General features: G+C 40.3%; 8 protein-coding genes. 5 read left to right on the forward strand and 3 right to left on the reverse strand.

Going from position 1 to position 18,625, the window contains the following annotated elements; all coding sequences use genetic code 11:
- Nucleotides 1-147: 147 nt before the first annotated feature.
- Nucleotides 148-900: an ankyrin repeat domain-containing protein gene (locus WC473_03945; GenBank protein ID MFA5124942.1), complete on the reverse strand. Its 753-nt coding sequence runs from the start codon at nt 898-900 to the stop codon at nt 148-150.
- Nucleotides 901-1,135: 235 nt separating this feature from the next.
- On the opposite strand from WC473_03945, the gene leuS reads away from it, so the two are divergent.
- The gene (gene leuS / locus WC473_03950; protein ID MFA5124943.1) at nt 1,136-4,000 is read left to right on the forward strand and encodes a leucine--tRNA ligase; all 2,865 of its coding nucleotides are present in this window, start codon (nt 1,136-1,138) and stop codon (nt 3,998-4,000) included.
- Between the two features lie 50 nt (nt 4,001-4,050).
- Here the strand turns inward: leuS and thiS are convergent, their stop codons facing one another.
- Entirely contained in the window at nt 4,051-5,778 is a 1,728-nt protein-coding gene (gene thiS / locus WC473_03955) for a sulfur carrier protein ThiS (protein ID MFA5124944.1), read from the reverse strand.
- Between the two features lie 574 nt (nt 5,779-6,352).
- On the opposite strand from thiS, the gene WC473_03960 reads away from it, so the two are divergent.
- From WC473_03960 to WC473_03975, 4 genes are all read left to right on the forward strand, one after another.
- The gene (locus WC473_03960) at nt 6,353-12,973 is read left to right on the forward strand and encodes a fibronectin type III domain-containing protein (protein MFA5124945.1); all 6,621 of its coding nucleotides are present in this window, start codon (nt 6,353-6,355) and stop codon (nt 12,971-12,973) included.
- Between the two features lie 3 nt (nt 12,974-12,976).
- A complete protein-coding gene (locus tag WC473_03965) occupies nt 12,977-14,320 on the forward strand; it encodes an ABC transporter ATP-binding protein (GenBank protein MFA5124946.1) in 1,344 nt (447 codons plus the stop codon).
- Between the two features lie 3 nt (nt 14,321-14,323).
- On the forward strand, nt 14,324-15,523 hold the full coding sequence (locus WC473_03970) for an ABC transporter permease (GenBank protein ID MFA5124947.1): 1,200 nt from the start codon (nt 14,324-14,326) through the stop codon (nt 15,521-15,523).
- Nucleotides 15,524-15,631: 108 nt separating this feature from the next.
- The gene (locus WC473_03975; GenBank protein ID MFA5124948.1) at nt 15,632-16,705 is read left to right on the forward strand and encodes a hypothetical protein; all 1,074 of its coding nucleotides are present in this window, start codon (nt 15,632-15,634) and stop codon (nt 16,703-16,705) included.
- Nucleotides 16,706-16,769: 64 nt separating this feature from the next.
- Here WC473_03975 and WC473_03980 read toward each other — a convergent pair whose 3' ends face one another.
- On the reverse strand, nt 16,770-18,416 hold the full coding sequence (locus WC473_03980) for an LCP family protein (protein ID MFA5124949.1): 1,647 nt from the start codon (nt 18,414-18,416) through the stop codon (nt 16,770-16,772).
- Between the last annotated feature and the right edge of the window lie 209 nt (nt 18,417-18,625).

Raw genomic sequence — 18,625 nt, forward strand, 5'->3', positions numbered from 1 at the left:
ATTCCGTTTGGCACGGTTGTAAAAGAAGAGTCCACTGGAACCGTCCCCTTTGGGGCGGTTTTTGTAAAATAAAAAATCCTCGTGAGTTAATGATTCGCGAGGACGGAAAAAGTACTAAGGTAAAATAGTTGTGCCGGTTATTAATAATCAGCCGGGCAGTGGATAGGTATTCTGGGTGATTGTCGGGCTACCCGTTTTAACGTTAGCTGTCCGAAAAACGCTTTTTTCAATCAGTCTTAGTTCGTCAGGAGTAATACCCTGATTTTTCATTAAAATTCTGATTACCGGGATGTGGGCTCGAGCTACTGCGCAGTGGATGGCCGACATGCCGTTGGCATTGATTATTTCGGCATCGGCGTTGTCGTCAAGCAGTTGTTGAACAATTTTGGCATGGCCTTTGGAAGCGGCGAAAATCAAGGCGGTGGAATTATTGCGGTCTGTAAAATTAACATTGGCTTTGTGTCGCAGTAACAGTTCGGTTATTTTTTCGTAGCCAATCCAAGACGCGATCATCAGCGGTGACGTCCAGAAATCGTCAGTCGGTTGAAAGTTGGGGTCGGCGTTAAGCTGTAGCAATTCCTTGACGATTTCTAACCGCTCGTCTTCCTCGCTCCGCTTGGCGAAGTTGCTGGTCAACATTAAGCCGCAAGCAGCGGTAAGCGGGGTTAAGGCTTTAAGATCTGTTGTCGGATGTTCTTTGACACTGTAAGCGTTAAAATCAAGTCGGAGCGGATATTGGCGAGTGGAACAGTAATCCGCTAAGTGTTTTAGACTGTCCCTGCTAATGCCCCAAGCGCAAAGTTCTAATAATGCATAGCGAGTAGCCTTTTCGTGTTTATGTAAGTGGCCAGATTCCTGCCCATCAGCACTACCGTTTGTCTTATCAGTACTGTTAGTCATTTGTCACTCCTTCTTGGTTGGTTTTTTATTTTCGGATAATGTTATGGAATTACGATGTTTCTAACTTAAAACAATCTTCTATTTGGTTTTTTATCAAAATGTCAACGTTCTATCGTTAATAAATCATTATAGCAAAGTTTGGCCAGAATGTCAATATCTCTGATTGGTAAAGATGGCTGTTGAAAAAGGCCTTAGTTTATGGTAATCTTTAAATATCTAAATTAAAGCGTTTTTTATGGCTTCATACAAAGAATTCGTCGTTTCAGGCGGAGAAAAAAAATGGCAAGACAAGTGGTTGAACACCAAAATTGATCAAGCCGAAGACTTCAGCGTCAAGCCTAAAAAGTATGTTTTGGATATGTTTCCTTATCCGTCGGGAGCCGGACTCCATGTCGGTCATCCCGAGGGGTACACGGCAACTGACATTTATTCCCGTTACTTGCGTTTAAGGGGTTTTAATGTTTTACATCCTATGGGTTGGGATGCTTTCGGTTTGCCGGCGGAAAATTACGCCATAAAGACGGGTACTCATCCGCGCATTACTACTGAAGCCAACGTAACTACTTTTAGGCGTCAGATTCGGAGTTTGGGTTTTTCTTATGATTGGGACAGGGAAGTGGATACGACTGATCCTAAATATTATAAATGGACACAGTGGATATTTTTGCAATTATTTAAAAAGGGTTTGGCTTATGAGGCTACGGTGCCGATTAATTTTTGTCCGTCCTGCAAGACCGGCTTGGCCAATGAAGAAGTTAAAGACGGCAAATGTGACCGTTGCGGCACAACAGTGGAGAAAAAAGATTTACGTCAATGGATGTTGAAGATTACCGCCTACGCCGATAGATTATTGGAAGGGATTAATGAATTGGATTGGCCGGAGTCAATCAAAGCCTTGCAGAGAAATTGGATTGGCCGAAGCGAGGGTGCGGAAGTTGATTTTAAAATTAGTAATAGTGAAGAACAAATTAGAGTTTATACTACGCGTCCCGATACTTTATTTGGTGCTACCTATATGGTTTTAGCGCCAGAGCATAAATTAGTTCAAGAGTTGAAAGACAAAATTAGTAATTTCTCTGAGGTTGAAGATTATATTAAGGAAGCGAAAAATAAATCAGATTTGGAAAGAACAGAATTAAATAAAAACAAAACTGGTGTGGAATTAAGGGGGGTGAAGGCGGTTAATCCAGTCAATAACACTGAAATTCCGATTTGGATTTCTGATTATGTTTTGGCGACCTATGGCACCGGTGCGATCATGGCTGTGCCGGCGCACGATGAACGTGACTTTGAGTTTGCTAAAAAGTTTGATTTGCCGATTATTGAAGTGATTGTCCCGGAAAGAGTTGACAAAAGGAATCCACCGGTAGACGGCAAGGAAAAGATAGAACGAAAAAATGTCCAAGTCGTTGTTCGCAATCCCAAGACAGGCAAAATCCTTTGCCTTCACTCAAAAAAATATAATTGGGTTACTTTTCCCATGGGAGGGATCGGTGAAAATGAAGGGTTGCTTGAAGCCGCTAAGCGGGAAGTGCTGGAGGAAACCGGTTATAAGCATTTGACCAACGGTAAGGTCTTGGGCGGGCAGGTGCGCGCTGAGTATTTTGCTAATCATAAAAATGTTAATCGTGTTTCTTTCACTAATTTGGTGCAGTTTGATTTGGTTGATGACAAACAAGATGAGATAGCGGAAGAAGAAAAAGAAGCGCAGAATGAAATCTTATGGTTGGAACCGGAAAAACTGACTAATGAATTCATGGTGCATGCGGAAATGGATATTTGGCAGGAACGTATCAGAAAAGGCGATATGGCCTATACCGATGTTGACAACGGTATCATGATTAATTCCGGATTTCTTAATGGCTTAGTGCCGGCAGAAGCTATTGGTAAGATGGCTGATTGGTTGGAAAAACAGGGTGTTGGTAAAAAAGCGGTTAATTATAAATTACGCGATTGGGTGTTCTCGCGTCAGCGTTATTGGGGTGAGCCGATTCCTTTAGTGCACTGCGGGAAATGCGGAATTGTACCTATGGCTGAGAAAGATCTACCTTTGGTTTTGCCGGAAGTGGAGAAATACGAGCCGACGGGAACTGGTGAGTCGCCACTGGCAACTATTGATGAATGGGTGAATACGATTTGCCCGAAATGCGGCGGTCCGGCTAAACGCGAAACCAATACAATGCCACAATGGGCTGGTTCATCTTGGTATTGGCTCAGGTACATTGATCCGCATAATAATAAAGTTTTTGCCGACCAGAAGAAATTAAAATATTGGTTGCCAGTCGATCTATATTTGGGCGGAGCCGAGCATGCGGTTTTGCATTTGCTTTATGCCAGATTTTGGAATATGGCTTTATTTGATATTGGCGTGATGCCTTTTGAAGAGCCATTTACCAAACTAATTAATCAAGGTTTGATTTTGGGCGAGGACGGTGAGAAAATGTCTAAATCCCGAGGCAATGTGGTTAACCCCGATGACATCTTAAAAGAATATGGCGCTGATACCTTCCGTCTGTATGAAATGTTCATAGGTCCTTTGGAAGATACGAAGCCCTGGAGCACTAAGAATATTCTAGGCGTACATCGGTTTTTAAATAAAGTGTGGGATATCGGTCAGCAAACTTTAGGTAGGGAAGAAAATAGCGAGGTAGAGATTTTGCTTAATAAAACCATTAAGAAAGTCGGCGATGATATTGAGGTGATGAGTTATAATACCGCCATCTCGTCCATGATGGTGCTAATAAATAAGGTTCAAGAAGTAAAAACTGCCAGTCAGGAACAGTGGGAGAAATTTCTAATTATTCTTTCTCCTTTTGCACCGCACTTGACGGAGGAATTGTGGGAAAAACTTGGCCATACAGCTAGTATTTTTAAAGAGTCGTGGCCGCAGTATGATCCGGCCAAAGTTATTGACACCGAAAAGGAAATCCCAGTTCAGGTTAATGGTAAGGTTAGAGCCAAATTGGTTTTGCCGACAAATGTAACAGAAGAGACGGCCAAAGCCGCGGCCTTAGCCGATGATAATGTAAAGAAATATTTGACCGGCGAGCCGAAGAAAGTAATCTTCGTTAAAGGTAGAATGATCAGTATCGTGGTTTAAATTTTAAATAAATTATAAAAGACGAGGTTTTGATGCCTCGTCTTTTTAATTTAAAAAGTTACGATTTCAACCGTATCGCCTGATTTCAGTTTAACTTTTTCAAAGTCAGCTGAATCTACGACTTGGCCATGGAAAACAACTGTAATATCTTCTGGCTGGTTGTTCTCCCTAGCTAACAATTCTTTGATTGTTATTTCGCTAAAGACTATCCGTTTATATCCCTGGCGCGGAATAATAGTTACTGAATGAGTTTCAAAGAGTTGCTTGACCAGTTCAAATAATTCAGTTACGGCTTGGCAAGCTTCCTCTCGGATAAATTCCTGTTTTCGGGATAGCGTACCGATTCCAGTGATCAATTTGGAAAACTTAAGAGCCATTTCGTCCTTGGTTTTATCCGGATGGACTAATTGTTGCCACTTTCGATAGCCGGCAGTAAGTTCTTCAGGTAGAGGATTCTTTTTGCCGCAGAGTATCAGCGACAAGACACCGCGCGCGTAAGGGTCATAATCAGCGAGTTGACGAAAATCAATAGAGTTAGAAAGATAGATCTTTTCTAAGCGGTCAAGTGGTTCTAGAGTTGAAAAGTCTTCTTCCCTCGCGATTAACTCAACTGGTTTGCTGGGTTTTGTATTAGTTATGTTTGGCTTACCAGCTTGAGGTTTAGGAATATTATCAGCCTGAGTTTCTTTCTTAAACCTCTGCTCAAAGAAAAATTCTATTTCCAAACTTTCAAATATTTTACTGTTGGCTTGGGCTAGTTTATTGACTCCATTAGTAATTGTCTTTTTTAATTCAGGATGTTTTTTTATACAAGCCATTAAAATGTTGCCAAATATGTTTAACCGCTCATCCTTAACTCGTTGCGGAGTCTTGAATGGTTTGAGTGATTTTTTTGCCTCTTTGCTGTCAGTAATGGCATAGAGCGGTATTTTATCATCTATAATATGACAGAGAGCAGTAAAAAGTTGGCCTAAAGCCTCAACCTCTTTGTTGTTTTTCTGAGAAGTTGATAAACCCTCAAAAATATCGAAACCACTTTTTACCAAATGATCAATATTGGTAGCAATTGATTCTGGGTTAGAGATATGTCCAGGATACTGTGGCTTAAAAATCTGTTTGGTGATTTTAGCATCTGGCTGAGTCGGACCGGTCAAAAGCAATTGTCCGGATTGGTGTTCCAATTGTAATTGCAATCTTCCTGTTTCTTCATTGTGGCCGATAAGCGTAACGGTTTTTCCGGTTATGACTTGAGCAATTTTTATTAATCCGGCCGGCTGGGTTGTCTGATCGATTTTTTGCGCTAAAAGCTTGTCAAAATCAAACAAGACAATAACTAGCTTTTCTCGAATATTGGGATATTCCCTTAAACACAATTCAAATAATAGCGATTCCAGAATTTTAATAATTATTTGTTGTCCGTGTATTTCTGATTGGGTAATCAAGAAAAAATTATTACGCAGGCGTCGGAATAAGTCTAGAGCTTGTTGCTGGTTTTCTTGATGCAATGACCAATTGATGTTTTCTAGTAGATATGAAACATAGCCATCTCGAGTCAGGCGAGAAAATTTACTCGCTAAACTAGTTTGCTTTTTTTTGACACGAGCAATATTAATACTTTCAATTGTCATTTCGAAAAAGTTTTTTTGCGCTTTACACAATAATTCTTGATTATTAAATCTAGCCTCATCTTCGTCGTTAATTGTTCGTAAGGGGTCAGTCCGATTATTATTAGCGATCGGATTTTTCCCAATGAATAAGCCGTCTCCGCGGTTGTTCATTACGTAATCCTCCGTTTTTTTGTAAAGAACTAATCATTTGACCCTATCATTTTTCATTATTTTTGTCAAATAATTATTATCAATAAAAAGAGTACTCATTTTGAGCGCTATTAAAGTTGATGGTAGTAGTTGTTACAGATTAAATCCTATCGAATGTAACAGATTTTTATCGGCGGATGGTAATTTTTTTTAAATTCTTACTTAGTTAAATTTTCGTACGGCTTTGTTTTTTTGTACCAATTGTCGGCATTTTTAACTGTCGGCATTTTTGACGTTCTTCAATCTTTTTTGTTTTTCTGATTCGAGGAGTATAGATCTTAAAAAATAAAGAATGAATTCTAATTAAAATCATCGCCACCATTGGTTGTCATTTTTTTCAGATTTAGTGATCCCAACTTACAAAACCTGATAGTTTGATTATTTAGAATATAACGGAAAACCGCTTTTCTTCTAAAAAAGGCGGTTTTTTAAAAATAAGTTTTGATTATTAATAAGATTAAACAATATTTGGAGTAATTATTGTTTTTATGTTATAATAATAATAATTAAGAGTTAATAAAGTTGTCTTATTTCAATGAAATTGTTTGTTGGAAAGTTGTTAGATTTTTTTTCTTTCATAATCGCCGTGATTGTAATGTTTTTTTTGTGTTATTTTTTGGGTTATTGGGGGTTATTCTTGTCGTTATTGGGGGTATTTAATTTTTTTGTTTTTTACTTGCGTAAAACCGATAAGATTTTTCCGGTATTAGACGATTTTTTTATCCGCAAATGTCTTAAAGCCAAGGATAAACTTAATCTAAAAAGCAGTAATCATTTAGCCAAAGCTTCTTTTAGATTTTGGCATTTTTTATTTTTGCTTTTAACCAGCACTGATAGGGGATTTAATAGTCTAGTCGACGCCGGTCAGCCGTTGGGTATCAAATTTCCTCTCAAGAGGACCAAAAAACATCAAGTGGTCGCCGAGTTATATTTGCAAGAGTATTACTTAATTCATCAGCAGAAAAAACAAAAAGCTTTTTATCAATCTTTTGTCGGTTCTTTTTTTGTTTTCGTTATTTCTATCGGGTCAGGGCTATTCGTTTCTTTACTTCTACCGTTTATTTTCTCCACTTCCGCCGCTACTTATACTTTTATTCAAACTGATTGGTCGGGAGGAGCCGATACTAACGCCACTTCTAGCCACAGTAACGATAGAACCGGTTGGAATAAATTTTATAGTAAAGATGAATACATTTATGCCGGTACCAGTCTAAGCTTGGTTCAGCAGATGACTACCTCCACTGATGATAGCGACTCTGATTTTTCAACCGGAACTTTTGATAGCACGCAGACTAATGGTAGCGGTTCATCAGCCGATCTTTCTTTGGCTACTCAATTTTTACCAACAGATTGGTCAACAAAATTAAAGAGTCATTTATCTTCTCCAACCATAACTCAACCTTTAGATGTTTTTGTGTCTGGTATATATGCTTATGTGGCCGATGCTGCGAGCGGACTTAGGGTTGTTAATATATCAGATCCAACTAATCCAACTATTGTCGGAACTTACAATAGTCCGGGAGCAGCTTATGGGGTGATTGTAATCGGTTCTACTGCCTATGTTGCAGATGGGGGAAGTGGGTTAGCTATTGTAGATATTACTAATCCTGCCAGCCCTAGCTTGATTGGAGCATATACGACTGGGTTTTATAATGCTTATAAGGTTGCCATCTCAGGTAGTTATGCTTATGTGGCTGATGGCGATAATGGACTGAAAATAATTGATATTTCTAATCCAGCTTCCCCGTCTTTGGTGGGGACTTACAATACTCCAGGGAGAGCTTACGACGTTGTTGTTTCTGGAAGCTATGCTTATGTGGCTGATAATAATGGTGGTTTACAAATAATTGATATCTCCAGTTCCACCAACCCAACATTAACTAAAGCGGTCACAACTTCACTAAACAAGGCTCGTGGCGTGTACCTTTCTGGCAGCTACGCCTATGTAGCTGATGACGACAATGGTTTAAAGGTGGTAAATATTACTGTTTTGGCCAGTGCTTCGGTGGTTGGTATCTATAATACTCCAAACCAGTCTTTTGGTGTAATGCTATCTGGAAATTATGCTTATGTGGCTGATAATACTGCTGGATTACAGATAATTGATGTTTCTTCTTCTACGGCCCCAACTTTAGCCAGCAATGCCAATATTAATTATGGTGGTGAAGCCCAGAGAGTTTTTGTCTCTGGTAATTATGCTTATGTAGCAGAACGTAATTCGGGATTTACAATTTATGATATTAGCAGTACTCCCTATGTTCCAGTCAGTCAAACAGGAGTATATAATAGTAGCGGCAACGCTAGAGGGGTTTATGTATCTGGTGATTATGCTTATGTAGCTGATGATGGATCTGGATTGCAAATTGTTGATATTTCTAATTCGGCATCCCCAAGCTTAGTCGGCACTCTTGGTTCTATTGGAAATGGTTATGGCGTTTATGCTTCTGGCACTTATGCCTATCTTGCTGCTTATGGTTCTGGTTTGCAGATTATCAATGTTTCTAATCCAGCTAGTCCTGTCGTCGCCGGTAACTACGACACTACCGGAAATTCTTGGGCAGTAGATGTAAATGGTAACTATGCCTATGTGGCCGATAATACTGCCGGTTTACAGATAATTGATGTCTCTAATGTTGCTAGTCCGTCACTGACCGCTACTTATGTTCACACTGCTGGCAAGGCTGTTTATGACGTTAAAATTTCTGGTTCCTACGCTTATATAGCTTATAATGACTTAGGCTTGGTGATTATTGATATTAGTAATCCAGCCTCTCCAGCTTATAAGGGAATTTATAATACTTCCGGCGCAGCTCGTGGAATTTCAATAGTTGGTAATTATGCTTACGTGGCTGATAGCGCGTCTGGCTTACAGATAATTGACATCTCTAGTTCCACCAACCCGATCCTTATAGGGACTTTCAATACTTTTGGTTCATCTGCCAGAGTTGATATCTCTGGCAATTATGCTTACGTGGCTGATACAAATGGTGGTTTACAAATTATAGATGTAGAAGATCCTGCTAATCCACGCTTAGTCAACTCTTATTTCTCAGTTACTAACATTGAAGATGTTAAAGTTGTAGGAAATAATGTATATCTTGCTTCAGTAGCTACGGGTTTAGAAATTCTTAATGTTTCTGGTTATGTCTCCTCGGGTACTTTTGAGTCTAGTATTATTGATACTACTTTTAATAAAGAATTTACTAATATTTATTTTGATTCTGCTGTTCCTGGTAGCACATCCTTATCAGTAAAGGCAAGGTCATCAGCTAATTCCGATATGTCCGGAGCAACTGACTGGGTTAGTTGTAACGCCTTAACCAGTAATCATGATCCATCCTCTAATAATTGCATTACCGACGGTGAGCGTTATTTGCAGTATTATCTTTCTTTTGCTTCATCAGATCCGGATGTTTCGCCGGTTGTAGAGTCGGTAGCCGTGGCCTATTCCTCTTATCCCACTAGTCAGACTTTGGTTTCTTCCCCCTTTAACACGGAAGATGTCAGCGTGATCCTGGGCGATTTATCTTGGACTGAGGATTTGCCCACCGGTACTAATGTTAAATTTCAGCTTCGCACTGCCTCTAGTTCCGATGGCGTCTGGACTGATTGGTTGGGGCCGACCGGAACTTCCACTTATTATTCCTCGGCCGACGGCGATAATGAAATTAACTCTTTGCATAATGATCGCAGTGACGATCAATGGATTCAATATAAAGTTTATCTCACTTCTGCCGGCGATGAGACGCCGACTCTAAGTGATTTTAATTTAGTTTATGTGGTTAATGCGGCACCGGAATTTGAGAACGATCCCACTGTCTCACAGCGAGAAAGCGACGGATTAGTGGGAATAGCTTATTCAGTAAAAGATCGCGATACTGCTTCTACTGGGGTAGCTTGTCCCAATTGCGTGGTGCCGTCTTTTGAATATTCTATTGATGGCGGGGCGAATTGGAATCCGATTACAGCTGGATTATCGGCTGGCGCCACTTCTTCCCTAACTGTTGCCTCTTCAACTTATACAACCTCAACAGTCACCTGGAATGCCAAGGAACAAATTGATGGCACTTATTCCGAGGAATTCAGAGTTAGAGTTACTATTAGCGATTTGGAAGGAGCCAATAGCACTGCTACGGGAATTTCTGAAATTTTTACTTTGGATGTTAAAGATCCGACACTGGGTGATCCGTCAATTATAGTTGATGCTTCCCAGTCTCCAGCCGTTTTGACTTTGAACGCTTCTGATGATACTTTATCCGGGTTGCAGATGTGTATTAGTTTGGACAACTCTCTAACCAACTGCAAGGATTATGCTACCAGCGACACTATAGATGGGTTAAGTTCTCCGGATACGGTTTATGTAAAGTTCCGAGATAAATTTGGCAATGTTTCTTCCGATAACGCAGTAACTCCGGAGAAGCCGATTAATATGATTATTCGCGATGTGTCCAATTTGGACACGAGTGAATATCAGGAATTCATCGTTTGGAAAGCAGTTTCTCTGCCTTTCCATGATTATAAAATCTATTATTCGACTGACGGAGAAAATTATTCTTTACTACCCCTCATTGAGGATCGAGCCATTAACTATTACTTTCATAAAAACTTGAGCGTTGGTGCTACTTATTACTATAAGGTGGCAACGGCTGATGGCGATGGTAATGTTTCCGCTTTTTCTAGTGTTATATCCGATGAGCCTAACGGCCAAGGTGGAACAGATACTACTCCCCCGACAATTTCTAATGTGGCCACTTCTACTGTCAGCACACAATCAGTAGTTATCACTTGGGATACGGACGAACTATCTAAGTCTTATGTTGATTATTCAACAAGCCCATTAGATCTAAATACTACTGTCGGCTCGGTTAGTATGGTGGATAATGCCACCGGTATCGGCGCGCATCAAGTAGTATTAAGCGGGCTTAGTCCCGGTACTCACTATTATTTTAGGGTTCGTTCCACTGATATCGGCGACATTGAAGCAATTGACGATAATGATGGCGGCAATTATGATTTTACCACTTTGTCTGGTCCGGCTATCTCTGATGTGGCAGTGAGCCAAGTCAGTAATTCCGGAGCGACTATTGTTTGGACCACTAATGACACCGCCGATTCCTATGTTTATTATTCCACTTCTTCCGATTTGACCAACTCCAGTTACTCTGGTTCAGCCACAGCCGTTACCAATCATGAAGTTGTTGTTACTGGTCTTTCAGCCGGCACTACTTATTATTATTATGTTAAATCCGGTGTTGGTGTAGCTAATAATGCAGGGGATTATTATTCGTTTATTACCACTAATGACGGCGTACCCCCGGTTATCAGTAATATTACAGAATCGATTATTACCGACGTGGCTGTTTTAATTAATTGGAGCACTAATGAGTTATCCGATTCGGCGGTTTATTTTGGCACCTCCACCGGTTCTTACTCTTCTTCCAGCGCCGATACCGCGCAAACTACAAATCATGCCGTGGCATTGTTTGGCTTGACCACTAGTACCGAATATTTTTATATCGTGGTATCGGTTGATGCTAGCGGTAATATTTCTACCAGCACCACCGAATATGATTTTACTACTTTAGAAACTTTATCCGAGGAATCTATCGTGATTACTCGCGAAGAGCTAGCTCGTTTGGAAGGAGCTGCCGAAGCTGCTGAGTGTCCAGTTTGCCCGACCTGCGGTGGAGGCGGTGGTTCTTCAAACGATACCACAAAACCCATTATAACTGACGTTTCCGCCATTAAAGAGACGGAGGGAAAAATAAAAGTTACTTGGAAAACTAATGAAAATAGCAACAGTTTTGTGGAATATAGCGTGGATGAATCTTTTAATTTAATCGCCGGGCAATTTGATGCTGTTTCCAATCATACGGTCAGTATTAATAATTTACAGTCAGGCAGTATTTATAATTATCGGGTGGTTAGTCAGGATCAATACGGTAATTTGTCGCGGTCAGACAACAAAACATTTGCTTTAGATAGTGGCTTGAATGAAATCAGTTCTTTGGCGCAAACCATCGGGGGAGATAGTAACCAACTGTTAATGTCGGTCGTCAATAAAGCCGGAGAAATCATCAGTCAGTTGGCTTTAAATGTTTCTATTGGGGCACTGGAAGACGCATTGAGTGCGCAATACAATTTAATCAGGCAATTATCTAATGCCATCCCGGCACCATTATTGTCCGGCGAACCGAAAGTTTTGGTTACTGCTAATACCGCCACTATCACTTGGCGAACCGACAAGGAATCAAACTCCCTCGTAGCGATTTCTCCGGCAGATAGTTATGATAGCACCAAAAAAGACGATGCCTATTTGCAGGTGATCGGCAAATCCAATGAATTGACTCAACTCCATATAATTACGATTTCCGATCTGGAACCGGAAACTATCTACTATTATCAGGTTAGGAGTCGTACTCAATTGGGCTCAGACAGCCGTTCGGAAAATTTTAGCTTTAAGACTTTAAGGAAGGAATTGGAAATAAACACTTATGCTGTGGAAAATATCAGTACGGAGAGAGCTATTTTCCGCTGGGTTACTAATATTGAGACCGATTCCCAAGTTAAATATGTGCCGTATCGCGGAGGTAAGCTAGCGGTTGAAGAAATGAAAACCGTAAAAAGTAAAGCCTTTTCCACAATTCACGAGATAACTGTAAGTGATTTTGAATCAGGTGTGGTTTATGAAATTGAATTATCCGGCAAAGATCCGGCCGGCCAGATAATCAGCAAGAAAATTGAGACATTTTCTACCGGCCAAGACGATCTACCGCCGGTAATCTATCAAGTGCAAACTGACTCTGCTTTGTCGGTGGGCAAGGAATCAAATGTGCAGACAATTATTTCTTGGCTGACTAACGAATTATCAACTGGTAAAGTCTATTATCAAAAAGGCGTTGGTCCGGTTGATGAACAGGCTTGGGAGGAAACGGCTTTAGACAGTAATTATACTAAAAAACATATCGCCGTAATCACCAAATTCGAGTCCGGAATGATTTATCGTTTTAAAATAGTAAGCGCTGATTCGGGCGGCAATGAAGCTACTTCTAATGTTTTTACTGTTTTAACGCCCAAACAAAAAGAGTCGGTATTCCAGGTGATTATGAATAATGCCGAAGATATTTTCGGTTGGACTAAGCAGTTAGGAATTTAATTTATGTCTAAGCCGATAATTAAGACTAAAGACCTAAATGTTACTTATTTCCTGGGTAAAAGCAACCAGGTTAATGCTTTAATTGGCATTAACTTGGAAATTTATCCGGGCGAGTTCATAATTTTTTTCGGGCCATCCGGTTGTGGTAAATCCACGTTGCTTTATTCCATTGCCGGTTTGGAAAAAAATATTACCGGTGATGTCTTTATTGCCGATAAAAATTTATCTCAGCTTAGGGAGAAAGAGATTGATAAGCATCGGCAAAAGGTCATCGGTATGATTTTCCAGGCTTATTATTTAATTCCTTCTTTGAGTGTAGTCAATAATATAGTTTTACCGCAGCTGCCTTTAGGCATCAACATTAAAGACCGGGAAACAAAAGCGTTGGAATTAATGAAATATTTCGGCGTTGAGGTTCAAGCCCGGAAATTGCCTAATGAGTTATCTGGTGGTCAGCAACAACGGGTAGCAATTTGTCGCGCCCTGATTAATGATCCGGAAATAATCTTAGCTGATGAACCGACCGGTAATTTGGATTCCAAGTCGGTTCAAGATGTAATGAAGTTGCTGGTCAAACTTAATGAGGAAAAAAAGAAGACTATTATTTTAGTCACCCATAACCCGGCAACTTTGGACTACGCCCATCGGGTTTTTTATATGCGAGATGGCAAATTGACTGACATCAAGAATAACCGCGAGGTTGGTACGATTCTGGATCAGGATAAATTTGTTGCCCCCGGTACTCCGGCTGAGAATCTGGAAAAACTGACGAAAACTCAAGCAGATTTGGCACTATTGGGGGGAGATAGCTTACTACTGGATATTAAGGCCAAAGCGATAGTCGCCGAAGCTCTTTCCGGACTTTCAACCGAAGAGATAGGGGAGATTGAATACAAAGTTAAGGGCTTATTGGTCAAAGGAGTTAGACAGAGCGGGAAGTTGAAATCATTTTTACAGGAAAGGGTTAACCCTTTTGGTCCGGCTTGGTCCAAAAAAAGGTCAGTGATTTTAGCCGATAAGATTTCTGCTATTGTTAAGGAAATCAGGAGCTTATCTTTAGTTGAGCGGGAAGCTAAAGGGTTAGTGGAGAGTAATATACATGGCTTATCCCAAGCCAAGGAATTAAGGAAGTATTTATTTGATTATTTTGATTTCACCGCTTCCGGAATCAATTCACTCAAGAGAATTGATGATTTATTAAAGGATTTTATTTTGGATAAGATAGACGAAACTGAATTAGCTAGGCTTTTGGATGAGTCGGTGGCGACCGGGGGAGCCGGTTTAAATCGTCGATTAGTCAGAAAAATAATCAAGCATTTGAGACTTTTAAAACTGGGAAAAATATAAGTTATGAATTTTTTTGATGCCCTAAATCTTTCATTAAGAATGTTTAAAAATCGTCCGCTTAGGACTTTGTTGACTATTCTAGGCGTCGGTGTCGGTATCGGCACAGTTTTATTTTTAGTGTCTTTTGGTTATGGCATCCAGCGGGCGATTTTGAGCCGCATTACCACTGCCGATTCTTTGTTGAGCTTAGATGTCAATCCTGGCGTATCCGGCTTAGTGGAAATAAATAAGGAAAATATCAGTAGCATGGCGACAATTCCCGGCGTAGTTGAGACCAGCCGTATGGCTAATATTTACTCGCAGATAAATTTTAACGGCAATTCTTCAGACGGTTTGTCATACATTATTGATCCGTCCTTTTTTCGTTTAGGCGGCATTAAGGTTTCAATTGGGCAAGAATTTTCAGAGACGGAAGAGGATAGCGCGGTTATTTCCACTGCTGTGGCCTCGTTGTTTAATGTTTTACCGGAGGAGATAATAGATCAGGAGATTGGCTTAACTTTTTATATTAATAAAGTTGATGAAAATGGCAATGAAGATATCCAAGCGATTCAAGCCAGCAGGAAATACAGAGTTGTCGGGGTAGTGGATGATGAGAATACCAGCTATGTTTTCGTACCTTTTGATGATATAACAGAGAGCCAAATAAATAAATTTGACCAGCTAAAGGTCAAAGTATCATCAGTGGAGGAGATGGGAGCAGTGCGCGATGGCATTATTGAAAAAGGTTTTTTAGTTTCTTCATTGTCTGACACGATTGATCAAGCTAATAAAATTTTTGGTGTAATCCAGATTATTTTGTCGTTATTCGGCTTAGTGGCGCTTTTGGTTTCCGCGATCGGCATGTTTAATACGATGACGATTGCTTTATTGGAACGGACTAACGAAATCGGTATTATGAGGTCAATTGGCATTACCGGCAAGGATATCAGAAAAATATTTTTATTGGAATCTGGCATCATGGGACTTATGGGCGGGTTGGGCGGAATCATAATCGGTTTTATAGGCGGATTATCGGTCAATTTGGCGATTAATATGTTAGCTAGGAATTTTGGCGGCAAAGCGCTCAATCTTTTTTATACGCCCTGGGAATTTATTTTTTTCATTGTTGTTTTTTCCATTATTGTCGGTGTTCTCACTGGTATTTATCCTTCGTTTAGGGCTTCCAAACTTAATCCGCTGGACGCTCTAAGATATAAATAAGTTCTGGTGATTACAACAGCCACAAACCTTTTAATCGGCCTTGCTGGACAATAAGGGCGGTATTTGGTAATTTATAGAAGGCAATGATTATTATTAGTAATATAGTTTATGTCTACTCACAAAGCGCATGGCGATTTTTCTGATTTTTTAGACTCTCGTGGCGTTATTACCTATGCCACCGGCAATGAGGTCTATGATGGTAAATTACTTAAGGCCATTATGGCTCAACAACCTAAAGAAGGAACCTTTATCGATTTTTATCCCGCGACTGAAATTCAGTCCGACCTAGATCTACTGGAACAAATAAAAGGAGATCCCAAGTATCGTCGAGAGCGCAGTTCGGCCGAAGTTTTGGGCGAAGCGGAGGTTTTTCGTTCTATTGCCAGGCGCGATTGGTTTGTTGGGGCTATAGCTAAAAAAGCCAGTGAGTATGATGATTTGGTCCATGGCACTGATGTCGTAGCTTACATACCAGATATTGATGATCCGGACAATGAAGAAGCCATGATTCCCTTAGCGATTGATGCAACAGTAACAACAGAAGAAGAAGTGATTGATAAAAAGATAACGACTTCTTTGGCGCGCGTCCGTTATCAAAAAAGAAGCCCGGGAAATAGAGGCGGAAGATTAACTAAATTGAAATATATCCGTGATGATGATGGACAGCCATTAAAACGGACGATGAATCATTGTATTTTGGCTCTAACCCCGGATAAGGCTAAGGTTTTAGGGCAAGAGAGTTTAGGCCAAGATATTTCTCCAGACATTAAATTGGAGACGGAATTGCAAAGCTTGTTGGCCGTTAGGCGGCAAGCCTTAGTCCACATAATTATCATACTTTCCGATTTTCATCTATGGGGCATAAATGAAAAGATTAAAAATGAACTAAGACTTGCCTTCCAGCAGGATGGCGGTCGGCAATTAGAAGTTGATATTATAACAGAATATTTGTCAAAGAATATAGAGTCGCTTAGGCAGAATTTGAAGCGGAAAAAACAAGCTCCGGAAATAGCAATAAGCTTAGAAGAGGATTGGAAAATTATGCGCTATTTTGATCAATTGATTAAGAATAAGAAAGCGTTGGAAAAAAATCAGGGGTGGTTTAATGCTGTTTATGAGGACTGTTTCAATGCATCAGAGCGTGTTACTGATTTGATATTATTAAATCCATATAAAAGCTAAATTTAAATAACAAAAAATAATCAGTCGCGGCTGATTATTTTTTTTGCCTATTTATTTAAGATAATTAGGATTTGCCTAAGATGATCGCAATGTCGGCGGAAGATTTTAAGCTAGCTGGCGCGGCAGTAGCGTCTACGCCGTAAATAATTTGCAATTCTGAAGTGGTTAACTGGTATTTGCCGCCGCTTAAATCATAAATTTTTATCGTCGTATATCCCTTGGTGGCGGCGTTGCCGCTATTTATTACATTAAATCCCTTGGTTTTCAAACGAGTCGCTTCTTGGCCGGCCCAGCCAGTTATCATTGTGCCGTTTAGCACTTCAATGCGTGCCCGTTCTTTTTGGTAAGTCGGCTCCCCTTGAATTGTCGGATCATCAGGGTATAGCTTGGTTGTATCAGCTGTAGTGATAATCGGTTTTGTTGCGGGGGTGTTGGCTGTGTCGTTCGTTTTTATGGTAGCAACGGTGGATGAGGCGGTGGTGGCTTTAGTGGAGGTAGTATCTTTGAACTCCGCCCATTTAGTCTTATTAATCAATAGGTCTTTGCCGATCTCCGGCAGGTAAATATTTTGCCAGATGAATTTAATTTTGTCGTAGTTTCCGCCATAGGGCAAAAGCACATAGGCACCGTTAACTATCTGATCGTATAGAAATTGCTCAGTCCCATCAACTAAACTGTAGGTGATGACACCTTGACTGAAATCGATATCGCGTCCGAATTGTAAAAGACGCATCATTTCCCAAACCTGCAAATTAGTATGGACGTTTTCATTATACATCTCGAGTAGCCCGTTGATTTTTTGTGGATTAAAGAAAGTGCCGGGAGCGAGAATTTTGTCTTTTAGGGCCAAAAGGATTTTTTGCTGGCGTTTGGATCGGGCAAAGTCCGAACCTTCCACACCCAGGGCGTGGCGGCTACGGGCGTATTTGAGAGCCAAAGAGCCATCCATATGTTGCTGTCCTTTTTTGATTACCAGTTTTTCATAGCGGCTTTCAATTGGGTAAGAATCTTCACGTCCGCGGACGGGGTAGGAATAATCCACTAGATCACGCTCTACATCAACATCTACGCCACCGAAATTATCAATCAGTTTTTCAAAACCGTCAAAATCAACCGTAGCGTAATACTGGATGTCAATATCTAATAGGTCAGATAAGGTCTGACGCATAGTTTCATCGCCACTGCCCGCTTTCTTTTTGTCGGCAATAGCGCGGATGCCATTGATTTTTACCCAACCATAGCCAGGACTTTTGACGTATAGATCTCGAGGAATAGACATTAGGGCGATTTGTCTGGTTGATGGTTTATAACTGGCTAGAATGATTGTGTCGGCTAATTCTGCTCCTTCATGATCGCCGCCGCCAATACCCATAATTATGAAATTAATGCGATCTTCGCTTTCGCCCTTAAGCTCGCGATCGGCTGAAGTGATTAAGCTACCGACTTGGCTTAGCCAATTGAACTGGGACAGGTTTTTTATTAAATTTTCATTAGAGAAGGCGATGGAGGAAGAAAAAACGATAAAAGCCACAATGGAAGCTATAGCCAGGCTAATAATCAGTTTTTTAAAACTAAAACGCCGCCTGCGGGGTGCAGACACGGCTGGTCCGGCAGTTTCGGAATATGGCATAGTCTGCTGTTTGGCAGTAAAAGCCGGTTTTTCTTGGATTATTGGATCATTGATAAAGTTGACTCTGATGGGGTCAGACATAGTATCGGTCGGTTCTGGTTTTTTTAAAAATAAAAGCAGTTAATCTGTTTGAAAGAGGCCAAATATAGTTGTTTATTTACTTTTTTAAAAATAGAATATCTTCATATATCATAACATATTGCTTTGATTTGATCAATTGTGGAAAAAAAGCCTTTTTAGACCTTGATTTTTTCTGATGTTTTATGTTATTATTAGAATATAATAATTAA

This window comes from Patescibacteria group bacterium (assembly GCA_041650895.1).
Taxonomy (GTDB): Bacteria; Patescibacteriota; Patescibacteriia; order 2-01-FULL-39-33; family 2-01-FULL-39-33; genus CAISTG01.

Excerpts from the sequence above, each read along its gene's own strand:
- WC473_03945 (MFA5124942.1), bottom strand. The coding sequence starts at position 900 with ATGACTAACAGTACTGATAAGACAAACGGTAGTGCTGATGGGCAGGAA.
- leuS (MFA5124943.1), top strand. The coding sequence starts at position 1,136 with ATGGCTTCATACAAAGAATTCGTCGTTTCAGGCGGAGAAAAAAAATGG.
- thiS (MFA5124944.1), bottom strand. The coding sequence starts at position 5,778 with ATGAACAACCGCGGAGACGGCTTATTCATTGGGAAAAATCCGATCGCT.
- WC473_03960 (MFA5124945.1), top strand. The coding sequence starts at position 6,353 with ATGAAATTGTTTGTTGGAAAGTTGTTAGATTTTTTTTCTTTCATAATC.
- WC473_03965 (MFA5124946.1), top strand. The coding sequence starts at position 12,977 with ATGTCTAAGCCGATAATTAAGACTAAAGACCTAAATGTTACTTATTTC.
- WC473_03970 (MFA5124947.1), top strand. The coding sequence starts at position 14,324 with ATGAATTTTTTTGATGCCCTAAATCTTTCATTAAGAATGTTTAAAAAT.
- WC473_03975 (MFA5124948.1), top strand. The coding sequence starts at position 15,632 with ATGTCTACTCACAAAGCGCATGGCGATTTTTCTGATTTTTTAGACTCT.
- WC473_03980 (MFA5124949.1), bottom strand. The coding sequence starts at position 18,416 with ATGTCTGACCCCATCAGAGTCAACTTTATCAATGATCCAATAATCCAA.